General features: G+C 66.4%; 19 protein-coding genes. 8 read left to right on the forward strand and 11 right to left on the reverse strand.

Going from position 1 to position 21845, the window contains the following annotated elements:
* Nucleotides 1–265: 265 nt before the first annotated feature.
* On the reverse strand, nt 266–601 hold the full coding sequence (locus tag ASE70_RS18355; protein ID WP_056507901.1) for an AprI/Inh family metalloprotease inhibitor: 336 nt from the start codon (nt 599–601) through the stop codon (nt 266–268).
* Nucleotides 602–850: 249 nt separating this feature from the next.
* On the opposite strand from ASE70_RS18355, the gene ASE70_RS18360 reads away from it, so the two are divergent.
* Complete coding sequence (locus ASE70_RS18360) at nt 851–2440, forward strand: serralysin family metalloprotease (RefSeq protein ID WP_200925685.1); 1590 nt, start codon at nt 851–853, stop codon at nt 2438–2440.
* Between the two features lie 39 nt (nt 2441–2479).
* On the opposite strand, the gene ASE70_RS18365 is transcribed toward ASE70_RS18360, so the two are convergent.
* The 8 genes from ASE70_RS18365 to ASE70_RS18400 all read right to left on the reverse strand — a co-directional run bounded on the left by ASE70_RS18365 (nt 2480) and on the right by ASE70_RS18400 (nt 10310).
* Nucleotides 2480–2683: a DUF5818 domain-containing protein gene (locus tag ASE70_RS18365; RefSeq protein WP_056397529.1), complete on the reverse strand. Its 204-nt coding sequence runs from the start codon at nt 2681–2683 to the stop codon at nt 2480–2482.
* An 11-nt stretch (nt 2684–2694) separates the two neighbouring features.
* A complete protein-coding gene (gene rpsU, locus ASE70_RS18370; protein WP_055997902.1) occupies nt 2695–2895 on the reverse strand; it encodes a 30S ribosomal protein S21 in 201 nt (66 codons plus the stop codon).
* A gap of 75 nt (nt 2896–2970) precedes the next feature.
* The gene (locus tag ASE70_RS18375; RefSeq protein ID WP_235512227.1) at nt 2971–3747 is read right to left on the reverse strand and encodes an alpha/beta hydrolase family protein; all 777 of its coding nucleotides are present in this window, start codon (nt 3745–3747) and stop codon (nt 2971–2973) included.
* Nucleotides 3744–4865, reverse strand: coding sequence for a DUF3182 family protein (locus ASE70_RS18380; protein WP_056507905.1), 1122 nt, complete (start codon nt 4863–4865; stop codon nt 3744–3746). Before ASE70_RS18380 ends, ASE70_RS18375 begins: the two co-directional genes overlap by 4 nt.
* A 116-nt stretch (nt 4866–4981) precedes the next feature.
* Complete coding sequence (locus tag ASE70_RS18385; RefSeq protein WP_056508084.1) at nt 4982–6286, reverse strand: cation:proton antiporter; 1305 nt, start codon at nt 6284–6286, stop codon at nt 4982–4984.
* Between the two features lie 201 nt (nt 6287–6487).
* On the reverse strand, nt 6488–8827 hold the full coding sequence (locus tag ASE70_RS18390) for a xanthine dehydrogenase family protein molybdopterin-binding subunit (RefSeq protein WP_056507907.1): 2340 nt from the start codon (nt 8825–8827) through the stop codon (nt 6488–6490).
* Entirely contained in the window at nt 8824–9813 is a 990-nt protein-coding gene (locus ASE70_RS18395) for an FAD binding domain-containing protein (protein WP_056507909.1), read from the reverse strand. Before ASE70_RS18395 ends, ASE70_RS18390 begins: the two co-directional genes overlap by 4 nt.
* Nucleotides 9810–10310, reverse strand: a complete 501-nt coding sequence (locus tag ASE70_RS18400) for a 2Fe-2S iron-sulfur cluster-binding protein (protein ID WP_056397513.1) — start codon at nt 10308–10310, stop codon at nt 9810–9812. Before ASE70_RS18400 ends, ASE70_RS18395 begins: the two co-directional genes overlap by 4 nt.
* A gap of 185 nt (nt 10311–10495) precedes the next feature.
* Here ASE70_RS18400 and ASE70_RS18405 point away from each other — a divergent pair, with 185 nt between their 5' ends.
* A complete protein-coding gene (locus ASE70_RS18405) occupies nt 10496–11098 on the forward strand; it encodes a hypothetical protein (RefSeq protein WP_056507912.1) in 603 nt (200 codons plus the stop codon).
* A 7-nt stretch (nt 11099–11105) separates the two neighbouring features.
* Here the strand turns inward: ASE70_RS18405 and ASE70_RS18410 are convergent, their stop codons facing one another.
* A complete protein-coding gene (locus tag ASE70_RS18410; RefSeq protein ID WP_056507913.1) occupies nt 11106–11921 on the reverse strand; it encodes a DUF2306 domain-containing protein in 816 nt (271 codons plus the stop codon).
* A gap of 46 nt (nt 11922–11967) precedes the next feature.
* Here ASE70_RS18410 and ASE70_RS18415 point away from each other — a divergent pair, with 46 nt between their 5' ends.
* The 3 genes from ASE70_RS18415 to katG all read left to right on the forward strand — a co-directional run bounded on the left by ASE70_RS18415 (nt 11968) and on the right by katG (nt 17207).
* The gene (locus tag ASE70_RS18415) at nt 11968–12813 is read left to right on the forward strand and encodes an exonuclease domain-containing protein (protein WP_056507915.1); all 846 of its coding nucleotides are present in this window, start codon (nt 11968–11970) and stop codon (nt 12811–12813) included.
* A gap of 193 nt (nt 12814–13006) precedes the next feature.
* Nucleotides 13007–14881, forward strand: a complete 1875-nt coding sequence (locus ASE70_RS18420; protein WP_082438859.1) for a glycoside hydrolase family 2 protein — start codon at nt 13007–13009, stop codon at nt 14879–14881.
* Between the two features lie 106 nt (nt 14882–14987).
* The gene (gene katG, locus ASE70_RS18425) at nt 14988–17207 is read left to right on the forward strand and encodes a catalase/peroxidase HPI (protein ID WP_056507918.1); all 2220 of its coding nucleotides are present in this window, start codon (nt 14988–14990) and stop codon (nt 17205–17207) included.
* A gap of 52 nt (nt 17208–17259) precedes the next feature.
* On the opposite strand, the gene ASE70_RS18430 is transcribed toward katG, so the two are convergent.
* Entirely contained in the window at nt 17260–17589 is a 330-nt protein-coding gene (locus tag ASE70_RS18430; RefSeq protein ID WP_056507920.1) for a hypothetical protein, read from the reverse strand.
* 188 nt (nt 17590–17777) lie between these two features.
* Here ASE70_RS18430 and ASE70_RS18435 point away from each other — a divergent pair, with 188 nt between their 5' ends.
* The 3 genes from ASE70_RS18435 (at nt 17778) to ASE70_RS18445 (ending at nt 21440) form a co-directional block, all read left to right on the forward strand.
* On the forward strand, nt 17778–18974 hold the full coding sequence (locus ASE70_RS18435; protein WP_056507922.1) for an AAA family ATPase: 1197 nt from the start codon (nt 17778–17780) through the stop codon (nt 18972–18974).
* Between the two features lie 143 nt (nt 18975–19117).
* Entirely contained in the window at nt 19118–20161 is a 1044-nt protein-coding gene (locus ASE70_RS18440) for a ParB/RepB/Spo0J family partition protein (protein ID WP_056507924.1), read from the forward strand.
* Between the two features lie 100 nt (nt 20162–20261).
* A complete protein-coding gene (locus ASE70_RS18445; protein WP_056397491.1) occupies nt 20262–21440 on the forward strand; it encodes a replication initiator protein A in 1179 nt (392 codons plus the stop codon).
* The last annotated feature ends 405 nt before the right edge of the window (nt 21441–21845 follow it).

Consider the following 21845-nt stretch of genomic DNA (forward strand, 5'->3'; position numbering starts at 1 on the left):
TCGGTCCCCTCACACGCTGGACAACGCATCCTCGGTCCCCTCACACGCTGGACAACGCATCCTATCCTCCCCGTCCCAAATCAAAGGAACACAGAAGAATCCAAAACGCGCCTCGTGTAAACAGTCCCCCTGAAAGGGAGGGGTCGGGGGTGGGTTGGTCCGTTGGGGAGCGTTACCGCCGCTCGCCGACCGCCCCCCCCCCAACCCCTCCCTTGTCAGGGAGGGGAGCAATACCGCGATCCGTTCGGTCTGCAAGCAATCCACCCTACCCCTTACGCAACGTCGCCGGATCGCCCGACAGCGTCGCGGACCATCCGTCCGCACCGGTAGCGAATAGCACGACCGTGCGCCGGTCGGCCGACGCCAGCGCAATGCCGTCGGGGGTCGGCCGCCATCCAACGACGCCCGGTGCCAGTGCGGTCAGGCATCCCGTCGCATCCTCGACCGCCCATGCATTGGCGGAATCGATCCGTCGGGCCGTGAAATCCACGGCACAATCGCCCCTTTGCGTCGCGACGATCCAGCGTCCGACCAGCGTCGCGGGCTCCTCCAGCCTCAAACTGCCGCTCGATTGTGCCGGTTCGCCGTGAAGTTGCGTCATCTCGATGTCCTTCTTCGTACCAAGCGTTGCGGATGCGGGCGTATTGATAAAGAATACTAATGGGGCGACACCAAACGTCATTCCCCGAACGTACCGAAATACGCGTCCGCTCCGTGCGATCGTGGCGCGTCTGTGTGGAGAATATCTGTGGCCGTAGCGCATTCCACAACTCCCGTTATCGGAAACATGTCCGAACAATATTTCGACGGACCGACCGGTCCCGATCCGACATCGTTATTGCACCGGCTGATGAACGATAGCAACGCCGTGATCGGCGGCTATGACTTGCCGGCGATTTCGACAGCACCAACCCCGTCCGCCGTCATGGCGATCGCCGCTCCCGGCGCATCGTTCGGCTTCGGGTGGGACGCGTGGCAGTCGCACCAGTCGTCGCAGACGGCGGCCGCCGCCGAGGGATGCCATTGCTGGGGCTGCATGAACGGCGGCACGCCCGATCAGGGAACCGGATCGGGTCCGCAGGCGGCGCTGAACGGCGAGCAGCGCGGCGATGCCGGCCCGAACGGCAAGCAGTCGCTGACGATCGGCGAGGCCGCCGCACAGATCGGCCGCGCGAACCAGACGTGGAACGGCTCGACGCTGGGACAGGCGGCCGAGGTCACCTATGCCTTCCGCGCCACCGCGCCCACGTCGATGCCCAACGGCACCGCCGGGTTCTCGCGCTTCAACGATGCGCAGATCGAACAGACCACGATCGCATTGCAGGCATGGGCCGATGTCGCGCGCGTCACCTTTCGCCGGGTCGACAGCGGCAACGGGTATAGCAACAATGCGCAGATGCTGCTGGGCAATTATTCCAGCGGCGCGTCGGGGGCGGCGGCCTTCGCCTATTATCCCGGCAGCGGCGTCGGCGGCGACAGCTGGTACAACAGTTCGCTCAGCTACAACCGCGCGCCCGACAATCTGAATTACGGCGGGCAGGTACTGATCCACGAAATCGGCCACGCGCTCGGCCTCGGCCATCCGGGCGACTATAATGCCGGCAACGGATCGCCGACCTATGCCAACAGCGCATCCTATTACGAGGATACGCGGCAATATTCGGTGATGAGCTATTGGTCCGAAACCAACACCGGCGGCGACAATGGCGGCTATTATGCGGCGGCACCGTTGCTCGACGATATCGCCGCGGCCCAGCGGCTCTATGGCGCGAACAACGCCACCCGCACCGGCGACACCGTCTATGGCTTCGGGTCGAACACCGGGCGCGACTATTATACCGCGACGTCGGGCAGCTCGGCGCTGATCTTCGCGGCATGGGACGCGGGCGGCAACGACACGTTCGACTTTTCGGGCTATGCCAGCGCGCAGCTGATCGACCTGAACGACGGCAATTTTTCGGACGTCGGCGGGCTGAAGGGTAATGTCGCCATCGCCCAGGGCGCGACGATCGAGAATGCGCGCGGCGGGTCGGGTGCCGACCGCATCCTCGGAAACGAAGTCGCCAACCAGCTGGTCGGCAATGCCGGCAACGATGTGCTGATCGGTGGCGGCGGGGCGGACGTGCTGACCGGCGGCAGCGGGTCGGACGTCTTCGTCTTCACCGCGATCAACGATTCGACGTCGAGCGTCCGCGACCGGATTACCGATTTCGCCACCGGCGTCGACAAGATCGACCTGTCGGCGATCGATGCCAACCCGTCGCTATCGGGCGATCAGGCATTCAGCCAGGTCGCACAGTTTAGCGGGCGCGCGGGACAGGCGGTGATCGCCAGCAGCAACGGCACGACGACGCTGTCCCTCGACCAGAATGGCGACGGCGTTGCCGACTTCATGCTGTCGGTCACGGGGACGCTGTCGGGTAGCGACCTCTATTGGTGAGCGACCACCGGGGCGGGCATCCTACCCGCCCTGGCCGGTTCACGCGAGCATGACGCTGTCGGCGTTGACCAGATCGGCACCGACCAACGTGCCGACCAGTCGGACCCGCTTTTCGACTTCATCCACCGGCGTACGGTGCAGTTCGAGCTGATACCGCCCGCCCAGATCGCGCCGCAGGTAAAAGGCACCACCTTCGCGGATCAGCGTTCCGCTTTCATCGATGCGGGTGCCGATGGTCGGCATCGCCGCCCGGCTCAGCGGTCGCGTTCGGCGCGCTTGCGGTCGGCCTTGCGGGCGCGGCTGATCGCGGCGGCGCGTTCACGGGCCCGCTTTTCCGACGGCTTTTCGTAATGCCGGCGCAGCTTCATTTCGCGATACACGCCTTCGCGCTGCAGCTTCTTCTTGAGCGCTCGCAGCGCCTGATCGACATTGTTATCGCGAACGATGATCTGCATGAGGTATAAGGTCCTAAGTTGATTCGAATCGGCAAGAGCCGGTTTTGCCGGGCTATCCGGCACCGCCTATTACGATTAGCTTACATTTGGCAATCCGCGATCTGTCCTGCGGCTCGCGCGGACCATCTCATCGATCCAGTGCAGAAGCAAGGTCGTGTATGTCCGCTGGTGCCGAGGATCGCGCATCGCATGGGTCGCGCCGTGCAGAATCCGGTGGCTGAGAGAGTTCGCGTTGCGAAACGCCGACTGATAGGACAGCATCGCTTCGCGCGGAATTTGCTCGTCCTTTTCGGACTCGACGATCAGCACGTCGCCACGAAAGGCCGCACAGGCGGCGAGCGCCCGGTCGCCCCGCTCGTCCTGCGGCTGCTGGCGATAGGCGCGCACGACCTCCTTGTCGAGCAGCGCCTTGGGCGTGTCCCAATGCGCGTCGGGGTACAGCGCCGGCACCCGCAACGCCATCCAGCGGATCGGACGCCGGGCACTCAACAATGCCGACAGATAGCCGCCATAGCTGGTGCCGATCACCCCGATCGCCCCACGATCGATCAACGGGTGGGATGCGAGATGGTCATAGGCGGCAATGACATCGTCGAGGCTGTTCTGCCGCGTGACCTCGTTGCGGTCGGCATCGCTGCCGGCATGGCCGCGCAGGTCGAAGGTGAAACAGACACATCCGAGCCGGGCCAGCTCCTCGGCCTGTCCGAAATCCTCCGCCTGATCGCCGCCCCAGCCATGGACGAACAGGAAACCGGGCACCGGTGCCTCGGGTTCGATCAGCGTACCGGTCAGCTTCTGTCCGTCGACGCGCAGCATGACGCGCCCTTCGTCCAACCGCTCGGGATCGCTCACGCCAGCCTCACCGCATATTTGGTCATCGGCCCGACCCGCGGATCGACGCCGCGAAAATAGACCGTTGCTCCGGTCGGCGGATCGATCTCGGCATAGATTTCGACCGTCGAGCAGCGCACGGCATGGGCGTCGGGTTCGTCGCGCAACGCCTCGAACGCAGCGATCTCGGCACCGCTGGCCCCGCCGACGCGCCACGATTGCTCCAGCACGCCGATCCGCCGGGCACCAGCCGCATCGGTACCCTCGATCACGTCATAGTTGCGGCGCGTCAGCAGCAGGTCGGGATAGGCAAGCTGCGCCGCCCGGTCGAACGCCCCGGCACAGGCCACCGCCCGCGCGATCGCCGGCGACAACGGTTCGGCGGCGAGCGTGTCGAGCCCGCCGCGCACGACATACAGGTCCGACCCGCCATATACCTCGCGACCCTGATGGTCGGTCGCCAGATTCTGGCTACCCCAATAGCTGATCGTGCGGTGGCCGAGTTCGATGACGCCGACGCTGTAGGTTACGACTTCGGTAAGATTTTCCTCCAGCACGATACCGCAATCGGCGAGGTCGGCGTCGTCCTCGCGCGACAGGGCGTCGGCGAGCGCGGCTTCGTGATGGACCACGATCTGCCCCAGCCCGGCCTTGGCACACACGTCCTTGATGCGGACCGGGCCGGTGGCCAGCAGGCGCTGCCCGGCGGCGAACGCATCCTCGCGGTTGAACGCGGTATAGCCGGTCAGCGCGGCATCGCCCATCAGTTCGGCCATCGCCGGCGACCAGAGCGGCGGGCATCGGGCGTCGGGGTGCAACAGGCCGTGGGTGATCGCCTTGGTCGCCACGAAGGCGGCGGGAACGACGCCGCCCAGTATCTGGTCGCGCCGGCGGATGCCCAGATCCTTCGCCACCGCCGCTTCGATCGCGTCGCCCGGCACATGCAGCGTCGCATCCTCGACCGGTTCACCGATGCCGATGTCGAGCAGTGCCGCGATCCGGGTCAGCAGCATTTCGCGCGAGCGGTGGTCGTGAACGTTGCCGGTGCGGCGATCGACATCGCCCGGCGCGGCGACGACGCGGATCGGGGGGAGCGGAAGCACCGCCGGGGTCGGGTCGATCGCGGAAGCGTGGAGCATGCCGTTTCGCCTGCATCAGAGGAACGTCGCGCCAACGCACCGTGCCGCGAACCGGTTCAGCGAAGCCGACAACTTCCCCGTCCGTAACGATCCCGCCCGACCAGCCCTCGGCGATGCTACCGCAGCGACGGGCGGGCCGGGGCGGACGCCGCATCGTCCTCCTCGTGCAATTGCCCCAGCGCGCCTGCCGCGCGCGCCTTGCGGCCATAGACGATCTCGAACAGCGGCGACGCCATCAGCGTCGTCACGATCGCCATGATGACCAGCATCGAAAACAGCGCCGGGCCGATAATCCCCTTTTGCAGACCGATATTGATGATGATGAGTTCCATCAGCCCGCGCGCGTTCATCAACGTGCCGACCGCCATCGCCGTCGCATTGTCCTGCCCGGTCGCCCGCGCCGCCGCCCAGCACGCCACGCCCTTCGCCCCGACCGATCCGATCAGGATGACGGTCGCGACCAGTATCAGGTCGACGCTGTTGACCATCGTCAACTGCGTGTTCAGCCCCGAAAACGCGAAGAACATCGGCACCAGCAGCGCGGTGGTGAAGGGTTCGACCTGCTTGCGCACCTCGCGCGTCAGCACCCCGCGCGGCATGACCACGCCCAGCAGGAAGCCGCCGAACACCGAATGCATCCCCGCCGCATCCATCGCCCACGCGCTGAGACCGAACAGCATGACGACGACCGCCAGCATCGGCTGCGTCACCCGCCCCTCGCGTTCGGCCCAGCGCGTCAGCGGGGCCAGCACCTTCGGCCCCAGCACGATCATGAACGCCGCGAACGCGCCGCCGCCGACGATCGCCCTGACCGCCACCTCGCTGCCGCCGCCGAAGCTGGCCAGCACGATCGCCAGCACCACCCACGCCCCGGCATCGTCGATCGCCCCCGCCGACAGCGACAGCGACCCCAGCGGCGTACCGGTCAGCCCGCGCTCATGAATGATCCGCGCCAGCATCGGAAATGCGGTGATCGAGATGCACGCCCCCATGAACAGCGTGACCTGCAGGCTGGTAATCCCCTTCCCGAACAGGTCGAGGCCGAGCAGCCACGGCGTCAGCGCGAGCGCGACGAGAAACGGTGCCGCCATCCCCGACAGCGATACGGCGATCGCGCTGCGCGCGTTCAGCCGGAAATGATCGGTGCGGAACCCCAGCCCGACGAGGAACATGTACAGCCCGACGCCCAGCTGCGCGCAGACGTACAAGATCGGCTTGGCATCCTTGGGAAAGATCGCCGCTTGCAGATCGGGCGCGACCAGTCCCAGCAGCGATGGGCCGAGCACGACCCCCGCGATCATTTCCCCCACCACCTGCGGTTGGTCGAGAAAGCGTTTCCCGAACCAGCCCATCGCCCGGCACGCGCCGACGATGACGAAGATTTGCAGGAAAAATGCTACGCTCAGTTCCGGTAACGCCATCCGCCCCTCCCCCGGGTCGTTTCGTCCGACCGCTTCGGGCGGCTCGGTAATTGCCAACGAATTGTCGCAGCGACGGGCAAGGGCAAGCGGCATTCGCAGCGACCGCACGGATGCGGCTTCGTTTTTCCCTCGCCACGCCGCCGAATGTTGCCGCGACGCTACACCGCAGCGACGCGGATGCGGCCCGTGCCGCCACCGTCCCTACAACAGCTTGTCCAGCGTGATCGGCAGGTCGCGGATGCGGCGACCGGTCGCGTTATGGACCGCGTTCGCCACCGCCGCCGCGACGCCGGTGATGCCGATCTCACCGATGCCGTGCGCGCCCATCGGCGTGTGCGGATCGGGAATGTCGGTCCAGATCACGTCGATCTCCGGCACGTCGAGATGCACCGGCACATGATATTCGGCGAGGCTGGGGTTCATGATCCGGCCGTTGCGTTCGTCGAACTGCGTCTCCTCCATCAACGCCATGCCCAGCCCCATGACGATGCCGCCGCGAAACTGGCTGGCGGCGGTGCGCGGGTTCAGGATGCGACCGCAGTCGAACGCGCCGAGGAAACGGCGCACCCGCACCTCGCCCGTCACGTCGTCGACCCCGACTTCGCAGAACAGCGCGCTGTGCGAATGCATCGACCAGTGCATGAATTCGAGCGGGGGTGAACCGGCCTCGGTCACGCTGATGCTGTCGCGCCCGGCGCGGCGCAGGATCGACGCATAACTTTCGCGTCGGGTGGGATCGTCCAGCTTCGCCAGCCCCCCGCCCTCGCTGCCGATCTCCTTCGCCGACAGGCCGGCCAGCGGCGAATCGTTGCCGGCCAGTTTCAGCAGTTCGGCGGACAGCGCATTGTGCGCGGCGATGACCGCCGCACCGATCGCCGCGGTCTGTTGCGATCCGCCGGCCATGATCGCGCCGGGAATGGCGCTGTCGCCATAGCCGACCTCGACCCGGTCGAGCGGCAGACCGAGCCGTTCGGCGGCGACGATTGCGGTGGTCGTGCCGGTGCCCATGCCCATTTCCGCCGCCGCGACCTCGACAAACGCGCGCACGTCGTCGCCGTCGCGGGTCAGGGTCAGCCGGGCCTTGGCTCCGGGCATCCGGTAATAGGGATAGGTACCGGTCGCGCAGCCCATGCCGATCCGCCACGCGCCATCGCGCCGCGTCGCCGTCTGCGGCCGGTCGCTCCATCCGAATCGTTCCGCCCCCTGTCGCCATGCGGTGACGATATGCCGCGACGAAAAGGGCAGTCCCGAGGTCGGGTCGCGGTCGGGTTCGTTGCGGATGCGCAGTTCGACCGGATCGATGCCCAGATCGTCGGCCAGTTCGTCGATCGCCGATTCCAGCGCGAACGTACCGACCGCCTCGCCCGGTGCGCGCATGAACGTATTGGCCAGCATCTGCATCCGCGCCACCTCGACCTTCAGCGCGATGTTCGGCACCGCATAGGCCGACCGCGTGCCGAGGATGAAGGGTTCGGGCATCGCATTGTGCGGCGTCATCACCGACAGCCCGCTGTGGACCAGCGCGGTGAAACGGCCATCGGCCTGCGCACCGATCGCCACGCGCTGTTCGGTCAGCGTCCGCCCGCCGACGACGCGATAGACGCCCTCGCGCGACAGGGCGATGCGGACCGGGCGCCCGGCGAGCTTCGCGGCGGCGGCGGCGATTACCTGATGCTCCCACAGCCCCTTCGACCCGAACCCGCCCCCGACATAGGGCGATGTCAGCCGGACCTTGTCGGGCTTCATCCCGAACACCTCGGCCATGGTCTGCGCCTGTTGCGCGACCATCTGGCTGGCGTCGTGGATCACCAGTTCGCCGTCGATCCATGCCAGCGTCGCGGCATGCGGTTCGATCGGGTTATGGTTGTGGCGCGGCGTCGTATAACGCCGGTCGACGCGGTGCGGTGCCGCCGCCAGCGCCGCCTCGGCATCGCCGATGTCGTTGCGCAGTGGCTGTCCCATGAACAGCCCCTGTTCGATGCCCCTGGCCTTTGCCGCCGCCAGCGTCGTCACCGCCGGCACTTCAGCATAGGTGAAGCGCAGCAGCGAGGCGGCATGGTCGGCCTGTTCCTGCGTTTCGGCGAGGACGCAGGCGATCGGCTGTCCGTTCCAGTGTACCTGATCGTCCTGCAGGATCGGGATCGTGTCCGGCCCGACCGCACTCATCGACGTGCCGAACATCGCCGGGGTCTTCATCCGCGGTGCATTGCGGTGGGTCATCACCAGCACCACGCCCGGCGCGCCCTCCGCCGCCGCGCCGTCGATCGCGGTGATCCGCCCGCGCGCGATCGTCGCATAGGCGAGCGCGGCATAGGTCATGCCGTCGAACCGGAATTCGGCGGCGAACGGCGCGCCGCCGCCGACCTTCAACGGCCCGTCGAGCCGCGACACCGGCGTCCCGATCAGCCCGTGCTTGCGTGCGATCAGCGGGTCGGGAACCCCGCCGGGAATCCAGCTGTCGGGGGCCAGCGGCACCAGCTTTTGCAGCGCGCCCATCACCAGCCCCTGTGCGGTCTGCTTGGCGCTGTCGATGATGCTCATGCCCTTGCCCCCGTCGCCAGTTCGCCCAGCACCGCCGCCAGCGTCCGTTCCGCCAGCACCGGTTTGAATCCATTGTCGCGCAGCACCTGCGCATCGGCAAACTCGGCCGCCGCCGCCGCGCGGAACGCCACTTCGCCCGGCACCTGCCCTATCAGCGTCGCTTCCGCCGTTCGCGCGCGCCACGGCTTGTGCGCGACCCCGCCGAACGCGATGCGCAGTTCGGCGATCCGGTCGTCCTCGATCGTCAGCGCCGCCGCGACCGAGATCAGGGCAAAGGCATAGCTCGCCCGGTCGCGGACCTTGCGATAGGTCGAATTCGCCGCGACCCGGGCGGGCGGGACCTCGACCGCGACGATCAGCTCGCCGGGTGCCAGCACCGTGTCCAGATCGGGCCGGTCGCCGGGCAGCCGGTGGAACCGGTCGAACGCGATCGCGCGCATGCCATCGGGGCCGGCGACCTGCACCATCGCGTCGAGCGCGGCGAATGCCACGCACAGGTCGGACGGATGCGTCGCCACGCACGCCTCCGACGCGCCGAGCACCGCATGGATGCGATTGAACCCGCCCAGCGCATCGCACCCCGATCCGACCACCCGCTTGTTACAGCGCGACCCGTCGGTGTCGTAGAAATAGGTGCAGCGCGTCCGTTGCAGCAGGTTGCCGCCGACCGTCGCCATGTTGCGGATCTGTGCCGATGCCCCCGCGAGGATCGCGCGGGACAGCACCGGATAGCGGCTGCGGACGGCGGGATGTTCGGCCAATGCAGTGTTGCGCACCGCCGCGCCGATGCGCAGCCCGCCGCCATCGGTCTCCTCGATTGTGTCCGACAGGCCGGTGACGTCGATCAGCCGGGTCGGCCGCGCCACCGTTTCGCGCATCAGGTCGACCAGATTGGTGCCGCCGCCCAGAAACGCGGTGCCCTCCCCCGCGGCCATCCGCAACGCCGTCGCCACATCGTCCGCGCGCGCATAGTCGAACGGGGTCATGCCGCCGCCCCCATGCTGTGCCGGATCGCATCTATGATGCCGTTATGCGCGCCGCACCGGCACAGATTGCCGCTCATCCGTTCCTGCACCTCTTCGCGGTTCAGCGTGACGGCGACGGTCAGGTCGACGGAGACGTTGCTCGGCACGCCGCGCTTCGCCTCGGCAATCATGCCCAGCGCCGAACAGATCTGGCCGGGCGTGCAATACCCGCACTGGAACCCGTCATGCTCGATGAACGCCTGTTGCAGCGGGTGCAGCACATCGCCCTGCCCCACCCCCTCGATCGTCGTGATCGACCGGCCGTCATATTGCACCGCCAGCGCGAGGCACGACAGAATGCGCTCGCCATCGGCCAGCACGGTACACGCCCCGCACGCCCCCTGGTTGCAGCCCTTCTTGGTGCCGGTCAGGTGCAACGTCTCGCGCAGATGGTCGAGCAGCGAGGTGCGGGGATCGGCCGGCGGCGCGACCGCCACCCCGTTGATGATGAGCGACACGCCTGTCTCCGTCGGAATGGCTGGATCGCGACAGGCTATCACAGTGCGAAACTTTGAAAAGCTGCCATTTTCGGTCGGCCCGGCACCGACGCGCTACCCGATATGGCGTATTTCCGGTCTGCCGCTCTCCCGTCATCATCACGTCGGGCCGCCGCCCCCATGCCGGCGACCAGGGGAAAGCCACCATGCCGGATGCCAGGCTGTTGCGTACCTTCACCCGCAAGCGGTTCGATCCCGCGCGGATGCGGATCGATCCCGCCCGCCTCGCGCAACTGCGCGACACGCGCGCGGCGCGGATCGCCGCGCTGCTCGGCACGCGGAAACTCTATAAACTCGACACGCCGTGGCTGACGCTGCGTCCCGATCAGCCGATCGTGCCGGGCAAGGGCTGGGTCGAATATGTCAGCCCCAGTTCGGTCGGCATGGGGCAGTTCGCCGATGGCAGCTATATGTATGCCGCCTTCGACCTGATCTTTCAGAAGGACATGCCCTCGTCCTATTCGGTCGAACGGCCGCAGGTGCTGATCCGGCTGGTCGACCCGCCAGCGGCGACGATGCTGATCGAGGTCGATCTCCACTGCTATGATTTTCCGCCGGGCGATCCCGAGTTCGAGGTGCAGGCGGCGAACAAGCAGGTGATGACGATTTCGGAGGGGCATCGCGAAACCATCCTGTTTGTGATGCGCGACTTCGCCTCGATCCAGTCGGCATGGGCCACCGGCGAGAAATTCTGGGACCGCGACGGCAACTGGGCCTTTTTCGAGGCGCGGATCACGCCGGTCGACTGATCGCGCGTCACAGCGGCGTGCCGGTCACCCCGCTGACGAAACCCGGCCCCCAGAAGCGGGTGACGAACACCCAGGTCGCCAGCACGATGAACAGGCTGGCCGCAATGAGCGCCACGACCGCGCCGATCGCCAGCGCCGCGTGCGCCGGGCGACGTCGCGCACGGATGAACAGTTCGGCGACCAGCAGATTGGGCAGGTAGAAGGCGAACGCCATCACCGCGTCGAAAGGGCCGTGGAAATCGCTGACATGGCCCGCCTTGCCCATGGTCAGGAACCACAGGCCATATTCCATCCGGTACAGCCAGGATCCGATCACCAGCGCGAACAGGCGGATCGCCCATGCCCGGTGCGCCGCGATCCGTCCGCTCCACGCCCGCTGCCACGCCAGCACCGCCGCGCCGACGACCAGCAGCCCGTACAGGCCGAAGCCGACATCCATCACGATCCCGCCGATCGTGCCGCGCGTGGCGATGAAGCCCAGCCCCCCTGCCCCGGTCACCGCCGCCGCGACGACATAGACGCGGCCCAGCCACCGATGCAGCGCCGGCCACGCCGCCCGCAGGCGTCCGATCAGCTGGATCGGGCCGAGCAGCAACAACACGCCGCCCGCGACGAAATGCGCGCCGATCGCCACCGTCCCGACCGGTCCCGCACGGTCGAAGAGCGCGGGCAGCGACGCGTTCCATTGTTCGGGATCGCCGCGCAGCGCCGCCCCGCCGAAGAACGCGACGATATACGCGCCGAACAGTGCCGCGCTGATCCATGTCACCACGACCAGCAGCGTCGCCGCCCATCGTACCGCGTATTGCCCCGTCGTCCCCATCGCCGCACCCTTACGCTGGCCCGGATGGTCATGCTATGGCGACGCGGTGTTCGTACCTTCCGTTCCGCCCGTCGATTTCGTCGTCATCGATGTCGAAACCGCCTGTTCGCGCGTCAGCAGCATCTGCCAGATCGGCATCGTCGGCTTTCGGGACGGCATCGAGGTATTCGCCTATGAAACGCTGCTCGATCCCTGCGACGAATTTTTCCCGTCGAACGTCCGCATCCACGGCATCACCAGCGACCATGTGTTCGGCAAGCCCAATTTCGCCGACATCCATGCGACGGTCGGCACCTATCTGACCGGGCGGGTGACGGTCGCCCATTCGTCGTTCGACAAGAGCGCGCTGGCCGCCGCCTGTGCGCAGCACGGCCTGCCCCCGATCGAGACGCGCTGGCTCGACAGCGTCGGCGTCGCCCGCCGCGCATGGCCCGAATTGCCCAGCCACCGGCTGAACATCCTGACCAAATTCCTGAAACTGCGCCACAAGCACCACGATGCGCTGAGCGACGCGCGGGCGGCGGGCATGGTCGTGGTGCGGGCCATGGCACATACCGGCCACGACCTCGCCTCCCTGTTCGCGCCCGCGCCCAAACGGGGTTCCGCGCCCAAGGCGGCCGGTGACGGCCCGTTGAAGGGGCAGCGTGTCGCCCTGATCGGAGCGACCCGCGACGGTCCGCTCGCCCATCGGCTCGCGGCCCTCGGCGCGCGGATCGCCGCCGGGGTCGGTACGACCACGACGCTGTTGGTGATCGGCAATGCCCAGACCTTTGGCCGGTTCGTCCACGCCCATGCCGATTATCGCCGCGCCGAGGAATTGAACCGGGCGGGGGCTGCGATCGAGATCGTCGAGGAGGATGTGCTGCTGGCGCGGTTGGCGGTCGTGGATTGAGCCTCTCCCCTCCCTGAAAGGGAGGGATCGGGGGTGGGTCGGCCCGTTGGCGGACGTGACCGTCCCTCGCAACCCGACCCACCCCCAGCCCCTCCCTTGTCAGGGAGGGGAGTCATCTTGCCGACATTCTAACGGTGCCGATACCTCCGCCTAACCCCTTGTCCCCCATCCCCCCACCGGCAATGATGCAGCGATGATCGCCCGCCTTCCGCTCGCATTGCTCGGCGCGTTCGCGCTCCTGCTTCCCGCCCGTCCGGCGCTTGCCCAGACACCGCCGGTGCCGGTCGCGATGGTCGCGGGCGACCTGCGTCCGGCCACCGACCTGACCGGACAATGGCATTATTCGATCGATCCGTACCGCGCGGGCATGCGCGGTTTCCATGGCGAGGATGCGAACGTCACCGAACGCCGTTGGGCCGAAACCGACGTGCCCGCCGAACTGCGCCGCAACCAGCAGGCGCTGTTCGAATATGACATGGCCGCCGCGCCGATCGCGACGCTGCCCGGCGGATGGATGACCCATGCAGCGGAGATGCGCCATTATCAGGGGCTGTTATGGTACCAACGCCATTTCAGCGCACAGCCGACTGCCGGCAAGCGCCGCTTCCTGCGGTTCGGTGCGGTCAATTACCGCGCGCGCGTATTCCTGAACGGCCAGTTCGTCGGCGAACATGAGGGCGGCTTCACCCCCTTCGCGATCGAGGTCACCGACCGCGTCCGTAGCGGCGACAACCAGATCACCGTCGCGGTCGATTCGGCAGTCGATGCCAGCAGCGTGCCGCCGCCGGTCACCGATTGGGAGAATTATGGCGGCATCACCCGCGACATCCGCCTGATCGAAACGCCCGCGACCTTCGTCGACGATGCCTGGGTCCGGCTGACCCGCACTGGCCGACTCGCGATCGACGTGAAGCTGAACGGCACCACCGCCGCCAACGCCCTGCTACGCCTGACCATTCCCGCGCTCGGGGTCACGCTGTCGAGCCGCACCGATGGCGAAGGTCGCTGGCATGGCGAGACCGCCGCGCCCAAGGCCCTGCGCCGCTGGTCGCCCGAGACGCCGCAACTCTATGACGTGAGCGTCGAGGCGGGCGAGGATCGCTGGCGCGACCGGATCGGTTTCCGCACCATCGAGCGGCGCGGGGCGCAGATTTTGCTCAACGGCCGTCCGGTTTTCCTGCGCGGGATCAGCGTGCATGAGGAAGAGTTCGGCAACAATCCGGCACGGGCTATCACGCCGGCGGCGGCGCGCGCCTTGCTGGCCGAAGCCAAGGACGGGCTGCACGCCAATTTCGTCCGCCTCGCCCATTATCCGCATGGCGAGGTGACGACGCGCCTTGCCGACGAACTGGGGCTGCTCGTGTGGAGCGAGGTGCCGGTCTATTGGCTGATCGCGTGGGACGATCCGGCGACGCTCAAAACGGCCCGCGCGATGCTGGCCGACAATATCGTGCGCGACCGCAACCGCGCGTCGATCGCGATCTGGAGCATCGCCAACGAAACGCCCAACTCGCCCGCGCGCAACGCGTTTCTGGGCGCTTTAGCCGACGATGTCCGGCGGCTCGACGATACGCGGTTGCTGGGGGCGGCGTTGCTGACCGACCGGTCGACCAGCGACGGCCATCCGCTGATGACGATCAACGATCCGTTGGCGCAGCGGCTCGATGTGATGGGGGTCAACACCTATAATGGCTGGTATTCGCCCGACCGTCTGGCCGATCTGCCCGCGATCGCGTGGCAGGTGCCGACCGACAAGCCGCTGATCCTGTCGGAGTTCGGCGCGGGGGCCAAGGCCGGTTTCCACGACGACCGCCCGGCCCCGCAGAAGTTCTCGGAAGAATATCAGCGCGACTATTACCGCGCGACGCTGGCGATGGCGGCACGGATCCCGACGCTCACCGGCCTGTCGCCGTGGCTGCTCAAGGATTTCCGCTCGCCGCGCCGCCAGAACGGTTGGCAGCAGGGCTATAACCGCAAGGGGCTGGTGTCGGAAACCGGACAGCGCAAGCTGGCGTTCGACGTGCTGGCGGGATTTTATACGGAGCGGGCGGAGCAGGACGCGAAATAGGCGCGATCGATCGGTAAAATCGATCAATGGCAGTGGTTCAAGTCGTTAGCCTTACCCGATCCGCTGGTTCATCCTGCCGCCATATACAGTCGAGAGGAATGTACCGATGGACGCCATACCCGAAGGCAGCCCGATCAACGATCCCAAGAAGCAGCCCGCGGCGATGCGCCGCCTGCTGGGACATACCGCCCGCGACTGGTGGCCCGAAGCACTGTCGATCGACATCCTGCATCAAAAGGGTGTCAGCGGGAACCCGATGGGCAACGACTTCGACTACCGCAAGGAATTCGAGGCCATCGACTATGCTGCGTTGAAGGCCGACCTGACCGCGCTGATGACCGACAGCCAGCCATGGTGGCCGGCCGATTACGGCCATTACGGCCCTTTCTTCATCCGCATGGCGTGGCATTCGGCCGGCACCTATCGCACCGGCGACGGGCGCGGCGGGTCGTCGGCGGGGCAGCAGCGGTTCGCCCCGCTCAATTCATGGCCGGACAACGGCAATCTCGACAAGGCGCGCCGCCTGTTGTGGCCGATCAAGCAGAAATACGGTCGCCAGCTGAGCTGGGCGGACCTGTTCATTCTGGCGGGTAACGTCGCGATCGAATCGATGGGCGGCCCGACCTTCGGCTTCGGCGGCGGACGCGAGGATGTGTTCGAGCCGGAAAAGGACGTGTATTGGGGCACCGAGGAGGAATGGCTCGGCCAGACCCGCATCGATGAGGAAGCCGGCCTCGCGCTCGAAAGCCCGCTGGCCGCGATCCAGCACGGCCTGATCTATGTCAATCCGGAGGGTCCGGGCGGCTGCCCGATGCCCAAGGGATCGGCACGCGACATGCGCGAGACCTTCGCCCGCATGGGCATGAACGACGAGGAAACCGTCGCGCTGACCGCCGGCGGCCATACCTTCGGCAAGGCGCATGGCGCGGGCGATCCCAAGCATGTCGGCAAGGAGCCGGAGGGTGCCGATATCGCCGCACAGGGTCTGGGCTGGGCATCGACGCATGAGACCGGTCTGGGCGATCACACGATCACCTCGGGCTTAGAAGGGGCATGGACGCCGACGCCGACGAAATGGGACATGACCTATTTCGACATGCTGTTCGATCACGAGTACGAACTGACCAAGAGCCCGGCGGGCGCGCACCAGTGGCAGCCGGTCGGCAATCCCGAGGATACGCTGGCCCCGGCTGCGCATACCCCGGACAAGAAGGTGCCGACGATGATGTCGACCGCCGATATGGCGTTGAAGGTCGACCCGGCATATAACGCGATCTGTCAGAAATTCCGTGCCAATCCTGATTATTTCGCCGATGTCTGGGCGCGGGCATGGTTCAAGCTGACCCACCGCGACATGGGTCCGAACGTCCGCCTGATCGGGCCGGAAGTACCCACGGAAGACCTGATCTGGCAGGACCCGGTCCCGAAGCTGACCGGCGAGCCGCTGAACGAAGGCGACGTTGCGACGCTGAAGCAGGCCATCGCCGGATCGGGCCTGTCGATCGCCGAACTGGTGACGACGGCCTGGGCATCGGCCTCGACGTATCGCGGGTCGGACAAGCGCGGCGGGGCCAATGGTGCGCGCATCCGCCTCGCCCCGCAAAAGGACTGGGAGGTCAACGAGCCGGAACAGCTGGCCAAGGTGCTGGGTGTCTATGACGGCATCAAGGGCGATTTCGACGGCAAGGGCGGCACGACCGTGTCGATCGCCGACCTGATCGTGCTGGGCGGTGTCGTCGGTGTCGAACAGGCGATCGCGCCGACCGGGCACCATGTCGCCGTTCCCTTCACGCCGGGCCGGACCGACGCGACGCAGGACTGGACCGACGTCGAGAGCTTCGACGTGCTCGAACCGAAGGCCGATGCGTTCCGCAACTATCTGCAGGTGCAGTTCAACGTTCCGACCGAGGAACTGATGGTCGATCGGGCGCAGCTGCTGGGGCTGTCGGCACCCGAAATGGCGGTGCTGGTCGGCGGGCTGCGCGTACTGGGGGCGAACCACGGCAAGGCTAAGGAGCACGGCGTGTTCACCACGCGTCCGGGCCAGCTGACCAACGACTTCTTCGTCAACCTGCTCGACATGGGCACGGCGTGGAAGCAGGTCAGCGACGACAGCGATCAGGAGTTTGTCGGCACCGATCGCCACACCAAGGAGCAGAAGTGGACCGCGTCGCGCACCGATCTGGTCTATGGTTCGAACTCGCAGTTGCGGGCGATCGCCGAAGTCTATGCGTGCGACGATGCCGGCGAGAAGTTCGTGCAGGACTTCGTGGCGGCATGGACCAAGGTGATGATGGCCGACCGTTTCGACCTCGGTCGCGCATAGGCCTTGGGATCGGCGGGGAGCAGGCAACTGCTCCCCGCCTTTTTTTGGCCGGTTACGACGGAACCGCTATGCGCCGCCCACGCTTGATCTGCCGCACCGCGGCCAGTTGCCCGGTCAGGATCGCAATCGCATCCGCCTCCGGCACGCTCAACTTCTCCATCGGCACATGCTTAAGCAGAGCTTCCAGCACGTCGCCGATCCGGCCGATCTGTCGGCCATAGCTTCCGACCTCGTCCAATATCTGCTGTTCGACTTCGGGCGCGGGCGTGCTGCCCAGCTGAATGTTGACGAACCCGATCTGGGCACCCTGCTGATAGAAGCGCCACGGGTTGATCGCCTGGATCAACTGCTCCGGTGCTATCGCATAGGTCATCGTTTTCATCGTGTATCTCCGCTTCCGGGGGGTCGGTACAGATACGCGTGCCCGGTTGTTCATCGCCGGCCTTGCCCGGTCAAGATCGATCGGCGCGAAAACGACCACTGAACTTTCCACTGATTACGCTTGCCGGATTGAAGCATGCGATGGCATATAGCTGCCGACAAGCTTCAAACTGCGGATCGGACCCAAACATGAATGCAATCGTCGCCCAGATCGGCGATCTTGCCGATGCCGGCGAGCGGATGATCGAACGGTTGCGGCGCAAGGCGTTCCTGCCCGAGAGCCGCAAGGCGCTCACCGTCCGCTTCGGCATTGCCGAAGCCGCGCAACTGCTCGGCTGTTCGACCAACCGGATCCGCATGGCCGAAGACGATGGCCGCCTGCCCCCCGCCCCTGCCGCCGAAAACGGCCGCCGCCTCGGCTATAATGTCGAGGAATTGCTGCACATGCGGCAGGTGCTTGGGGCCTCCCCCGCGCGCGCACCGCTCGACGTGCCGGCGATCATCGCGGTGCAGAACTTCAAGGGCGGTGTCGGGAAATCGACGGTAACCACGCATCTTGCACATTATTTTGCGGTGCAGGGGTATCGCGTGCTGGTCGTCGATTGCGACAGTCAGGCGACGACCACGACACTGTTCGGCTTCAATCCGCATTTCAACATCACGCGTGAAGAGACGCTCTACCCCTATCTCTCGATCGATCCGACGCAGAACGACCTGTCCTATGCGGTCAAATCGACGTCGTGGCCGAATGTCGACCTGATCCCGTCGAACCTCGAACTGTTCGACGTCGAATATGAACTGGCGGCGTCGGGATCGGACGGGCAGTCGGTGCTTGCCGCGCGTTTTCGGAAGCTAAAACAAGGGCTTATCGATCTTTCCCGACACTATGACATCGTCCTGCTCGATCCGCCGCCCGCGCTCGGCACGATCAGTCTGGCGGTGATGCAGGCCGCGAACGCGCTGCTGGTGCCGCTCGCGGCGACCACGCCCGATTTCTGTTCGACGGTTCAATTTCTGTCGATGATGGATCAGGTGTTGCAGCAACTGGGCAGCGCCGGGATCGAGGTCGATTACAGCTTCGTCCGGCTGATCTGTTCGAAGTTCGACGGCAACGATCCGAGCCATGCGATGGTCCGCGCGATCATGGAGCAGAGCTTCGGCCCGGCGCTCCTGCCCGTTCCGATCCTCGAATCGGCGGAGATCAGCCACGCGGCGATGCGGATGATGACCGTCTACGAACTTGAAAAGCCGATCGGCACGCCCAAGACGCACAAACGCTGTCGTGCCAATCTGGACGAGGCATTGGGGCAGATCGAGCAATTGGTGCGGCAGGGTTGGGGCAGGATCGCGCCGGCGGGGGAAGAGGTGCTGTATGCGGCGGTTTGACAGCGCACAGCGCGCGGGCAAGGTGCCAAACGTACCAAGCCGGCTCAAACCGCCCGGCCGGCGGGCGTCGCGCCCGACCGACGCGTTGGCGAAGGCCAATGCGTCGCGCGTAACAAATAACCCGACCCACAAGGCCCATGCCCATGGCGCGTAAGCAATCCGATTACCTCGCCGCGTTGCTCTCCGACGAAGCGCCGCAGCCTGCCGACGCCCCCCCTGCCCCGGCGGAACGCGGCTCCGATCGCCTGCGCGGCACGACGCTGCTCGGCCGAGAGTCCGCGCTTGCTCGCGTCGCATCGGGCGAGGTTCGTCAGGTCACGCAGTTGCTGCTCGACCCGGCCCGCGTCCGCATCTGGCCGGGTAACGCCCGCTCCTACGCGCATCTGACCGAGGCGAGCTGCCGCGAACTGATCGATTCGATCATCGCCGAGGGTGGGCAGAAGGTCCCCGCGGTCGTGCGCCGGGTCGAGGGCGACGCCGCGCACGACTATGAGGTCATCGCCGGCACCCGCCGTCACTGGTCGATCTCTTGGCTGCGCGCGCACAGCTATCCCGACATGATGTTCGTGGCGCAGGTTGCGACGCTCGACGACGAAGCCGCCTTCCGTCTCGCCGATCTTGAAAACCGGGCGCGGGCCGATGTTTCGGACCTCGAACGGGCGCGCAACTATGCCGCCGCGCTCAAGACCCATTATGGCAACCACGCCTCGCGCATGGCCGACCGGTTGAAATTGTCGAAAGGCTGGCTGTCGAAGATGCTGCGGGTCGCGGCGCTGCCCGACCCGATCGTCGCCGCCTTCGCTTCGCCCGGCGATGTGCAGTTGAAGGGCGGCTATGCGCTGGCGCAGGCGCTCGACGATCGCGCCGATGCGGCGGTCATCGGCGGCGAGGCAAAGGTCCTTGCGCGCGAGCAGCAGCACCGCAGGGAGAAGGGGCTGCCCCCCATCCCCGCCGCCGACGTGCTGCGCCGGCTGATCGACGCGCCGAAACGCGGACAGGAAGCGAAGGACCGGTTCGTATGGACCACGCCGCACGGCCGCGTCGCGGTGACGGCGCAGACGATCAACCGGCAGGGGGTGACGCTGCGGCTGCATGCCGGATCGGGCCTCGGCCATGACGACATGGTCGAAATGGTCCGTCGCGCGCTGATCGAGCTCGACGCCGACGGACGCGGACTGCAACGGTGACCGGGCGGGGGCCCCAAGTTTCCCCGGGGAAACATCGCCCGCCCCCTGCCCCTTCTCCCCCGAAGTTTCCCCGGGGAAACCCGCCTGCGGACCTGAAGCCATGACCCGCCCGAATCCGGAAAAGATCCCCGAGCAGTTCGACCTGTTCCTCCCTTATCTCGCCGACATGCCGCTGCGCGATCAGCGCGAGATGATGGAGCGGCCGTTCTTCAGCCTTGCGAAGACCAAGCGGCTCAAGCCGATCGACTATCGCAGTCCCGACGGGGAGCTGTGGGTCCATGTCTCCGCCAATGCCGATTACGGTATGGCGACGATCTGGGACGCCGACATCCTGATCTACTGCGCCAGCGTGCTGGCCGATATGGCACGGCGCGGGGTCAACGACGTACCGCGCAAGCTCCATTTGATGCCCTATGACCTGTTGCGCGCGATCGGACGGCCGACGACCGGGCGTGCCTATGAGCTGCTCGGGCAGGCGCTCGACCGATTGGTGGCGACGACGATCAAGACCAATATCCGTGCCGAGAACCGGCGCGAGGCGACGTTCAGCTGGCTCGATGGCTGGACCCAGCTGGTCGATGAAAAGACCGAACGATCGCGCGGCATGACGATCGAACTGTCGAACTGGTTCTGGGAAGGCGTGATGATGACCGGCGGCGTGCTGTCGATCGACCGCGCTTATTTCGATCTGACCGGCGGACGCGAACGCTGGCTGTACCGCGTCGCGCGCAAACATGCCGGCGGGGCCGGCGAAGCCGGTTTCGCGATCTCGATGCCCACCCTGTTCGAAAAATCGGGTGCCGAGGGCCAGTATCGCCGCTTCAAATTCGAGATCGCGAAGATCGTCGAACGCAACGAGCTCCCCGGCTATTCGCTGGCGCTCGAACAACCCGCCGAAAAGCGCGAGCCGTTGCTGCGGATGCGCCGTCGCGCAGGTGGTGCCGCGCGAACCACCGTTGTCGGCGCGCCCCCCGCCCCTACACCGGTCGCCCCGCCGGCTCCCTCTCCCGAACGAACCGAGGAACTGGTCGATGCCGCCGCGCTGATCCGGGCGTCGATCAGGGGCCTCGCGAACCGGGCGACCGACGGCGAGATCACGTCGCAGACGCTGTCGCTGCTCCGCAATGAATGTCCGGGCTGGGATTACCAGACGCTGCACGCCGAATTCCGCACGTGGATCGAAGCCGACAGCACCCGGACCCCGGTCAGCTATCAGGCGGCGTTTATCGGCTATGTCCGGCGTTGGGATGCACAACATCGGCATGAACTCGGCCGGTAACGCCGCGGGGATGTGGCGGCGGGGCCCTGCCCCCGGTCTTTTTGCGGCCCTTTCAACGCATGCCGCCCTACGACCAAGCGCCATTCAGCGGTAGCTACGGAATTTCGTCATTCCCGCACAGGTGGGAGTCCATATACGCCAGCGTCCGGATCCAACCAAACCGTCAGCGTATATGGATTCCCACCTGCGCGGAAGTGACGAACGGGGATCGAACGCTATTCCTACGCCCAGCGAACTGAATGTCGATCCCGCCTAGCAATGCCGGCATCAGTCAGCCCGAAGAATCCATCAAACCGTCCCCGAACGATCGACCACCCCCGCACCCGCGTTCCCGAAGTGTCGTGCGGCACATGCCCCGGTCCGCCGATTGCGTATGAAATGGAATATCCCCACTCCAATTGAACG

Source organism: Sphingomonas sp. Leaf22 (assembly GCF_001421715.1).
Lineage (GTDB): Bacteria > Pseudomonadota > Alphaproteobacteria > Sphingomonadales > Sphingomonadaceae > Sphingomonas.

Coding starts and splice junctions, on each gene's coding strand:
- ASE70_RS18365 (WP_056397529.1), bottom strand. CDS start 2,683: ATGCCGACCATCGGCACCCGCATCGATGAAAGCGGAACGCTGATCCGC.
- ASE70_RS18360 (WP_200925685.1), top strand. CDS start 851: ATGAACGATAGCAACGCCGTGATCGGCGGCTATGACTTGCCGGCGATT.
- ASE70_RS18430 (WP_056507920.1), bottom strand. CDS start 17,589: ATGAAAACGATGACCTATGCGATAGCACCGGAGCAGTTGATCCAGGCG.
- ASE70_RS18390 (WP_056507907.1), bottom strand. CDS start 8,827: ATGAGCATCATCGACAGCGCCAAGCAGACCGCACAGGGGCTGGTGATG.
- ASE70_RS18385 (WP_056508084.1), bottom strand. CDS start 6,286: ATGGCGTTACCGGAACTGAGCGTAGCATTTTTCCTGCAAATCTTCGTC.
- rpsU (WP_055997902.1), bottom strand. CDS start 2,895: ATGCAGATCATCGTTCGCGATAACAATGTCGATCAGGCGCTGCGAGCG.
- ASE70_RS18395 (WP_056507909.1), bottom strand. CDS start 9,813: ATGACCCCGTTCGACTATGCGCGCGCGGACGATGTGGCGACGGCGTTG.
- ASE70_RS18445 (WP_056397491.1), top strand. CDS start 20,262: ATGACCCGCCCGAATCCGGAAAAGATCCCCGAGCAGTTCGACCTGTTC.
- ASE70_RS18435 (WP_056507922.1), top strand. CDS start 17,778: ATGAATGCAATCGTCGCCCAGATCGGCGATCTTGCCGATGCCGGCGAG.
- ASE70_RS18380 (WP_056507905.1), bottom strand. CDS start 4,865: ATGCTCCACGCTTCCGCGATCGACCCGACCCCGGCGGTGCTTCCGCTC.
- ASE70_RS18410 (WP_056507913.1), bottom strand. CDS start 11,921: ATGGGGACGACGGGGCAATACGCGGTACGATGGGCGGCGACGCTGCTG.
- ASE70_RS18355 (WP_056507901.1), bottom strand. CDS start 601: ATGACGCAACTTCACGGCGAACCGGCACAATCGAGCGGCAGTTTGAGG.
- ASE70_RS18440 (WP_056507924.1), top strand. CDS start 19,118: ATGGCGCGTAAGCAATCCGATTACCTCGCCGCGTTGCTCTCCGACGAA.
- ASE70_RS18405 (WP_056507912.1), top strand. CDS start 10,496: ATGCCGGATGCCAGGCTGTTGCGTACCTTCACCCGCAAGCGGTTCGAT.
- ASE70_RS18420 (WP_082438859.1), top strand. CDS start 13,007: ATGATCGCCCGCCTTCCGCTCGCATTGCTCGGCGCGTTCGCGCTCCTG.
- katG (WP_056507918.1), top strand. CDS start 14,988: ATGGACGCCATACCCGAAGGCAGCCCGATCAACGATCCCAAGAAGCAG.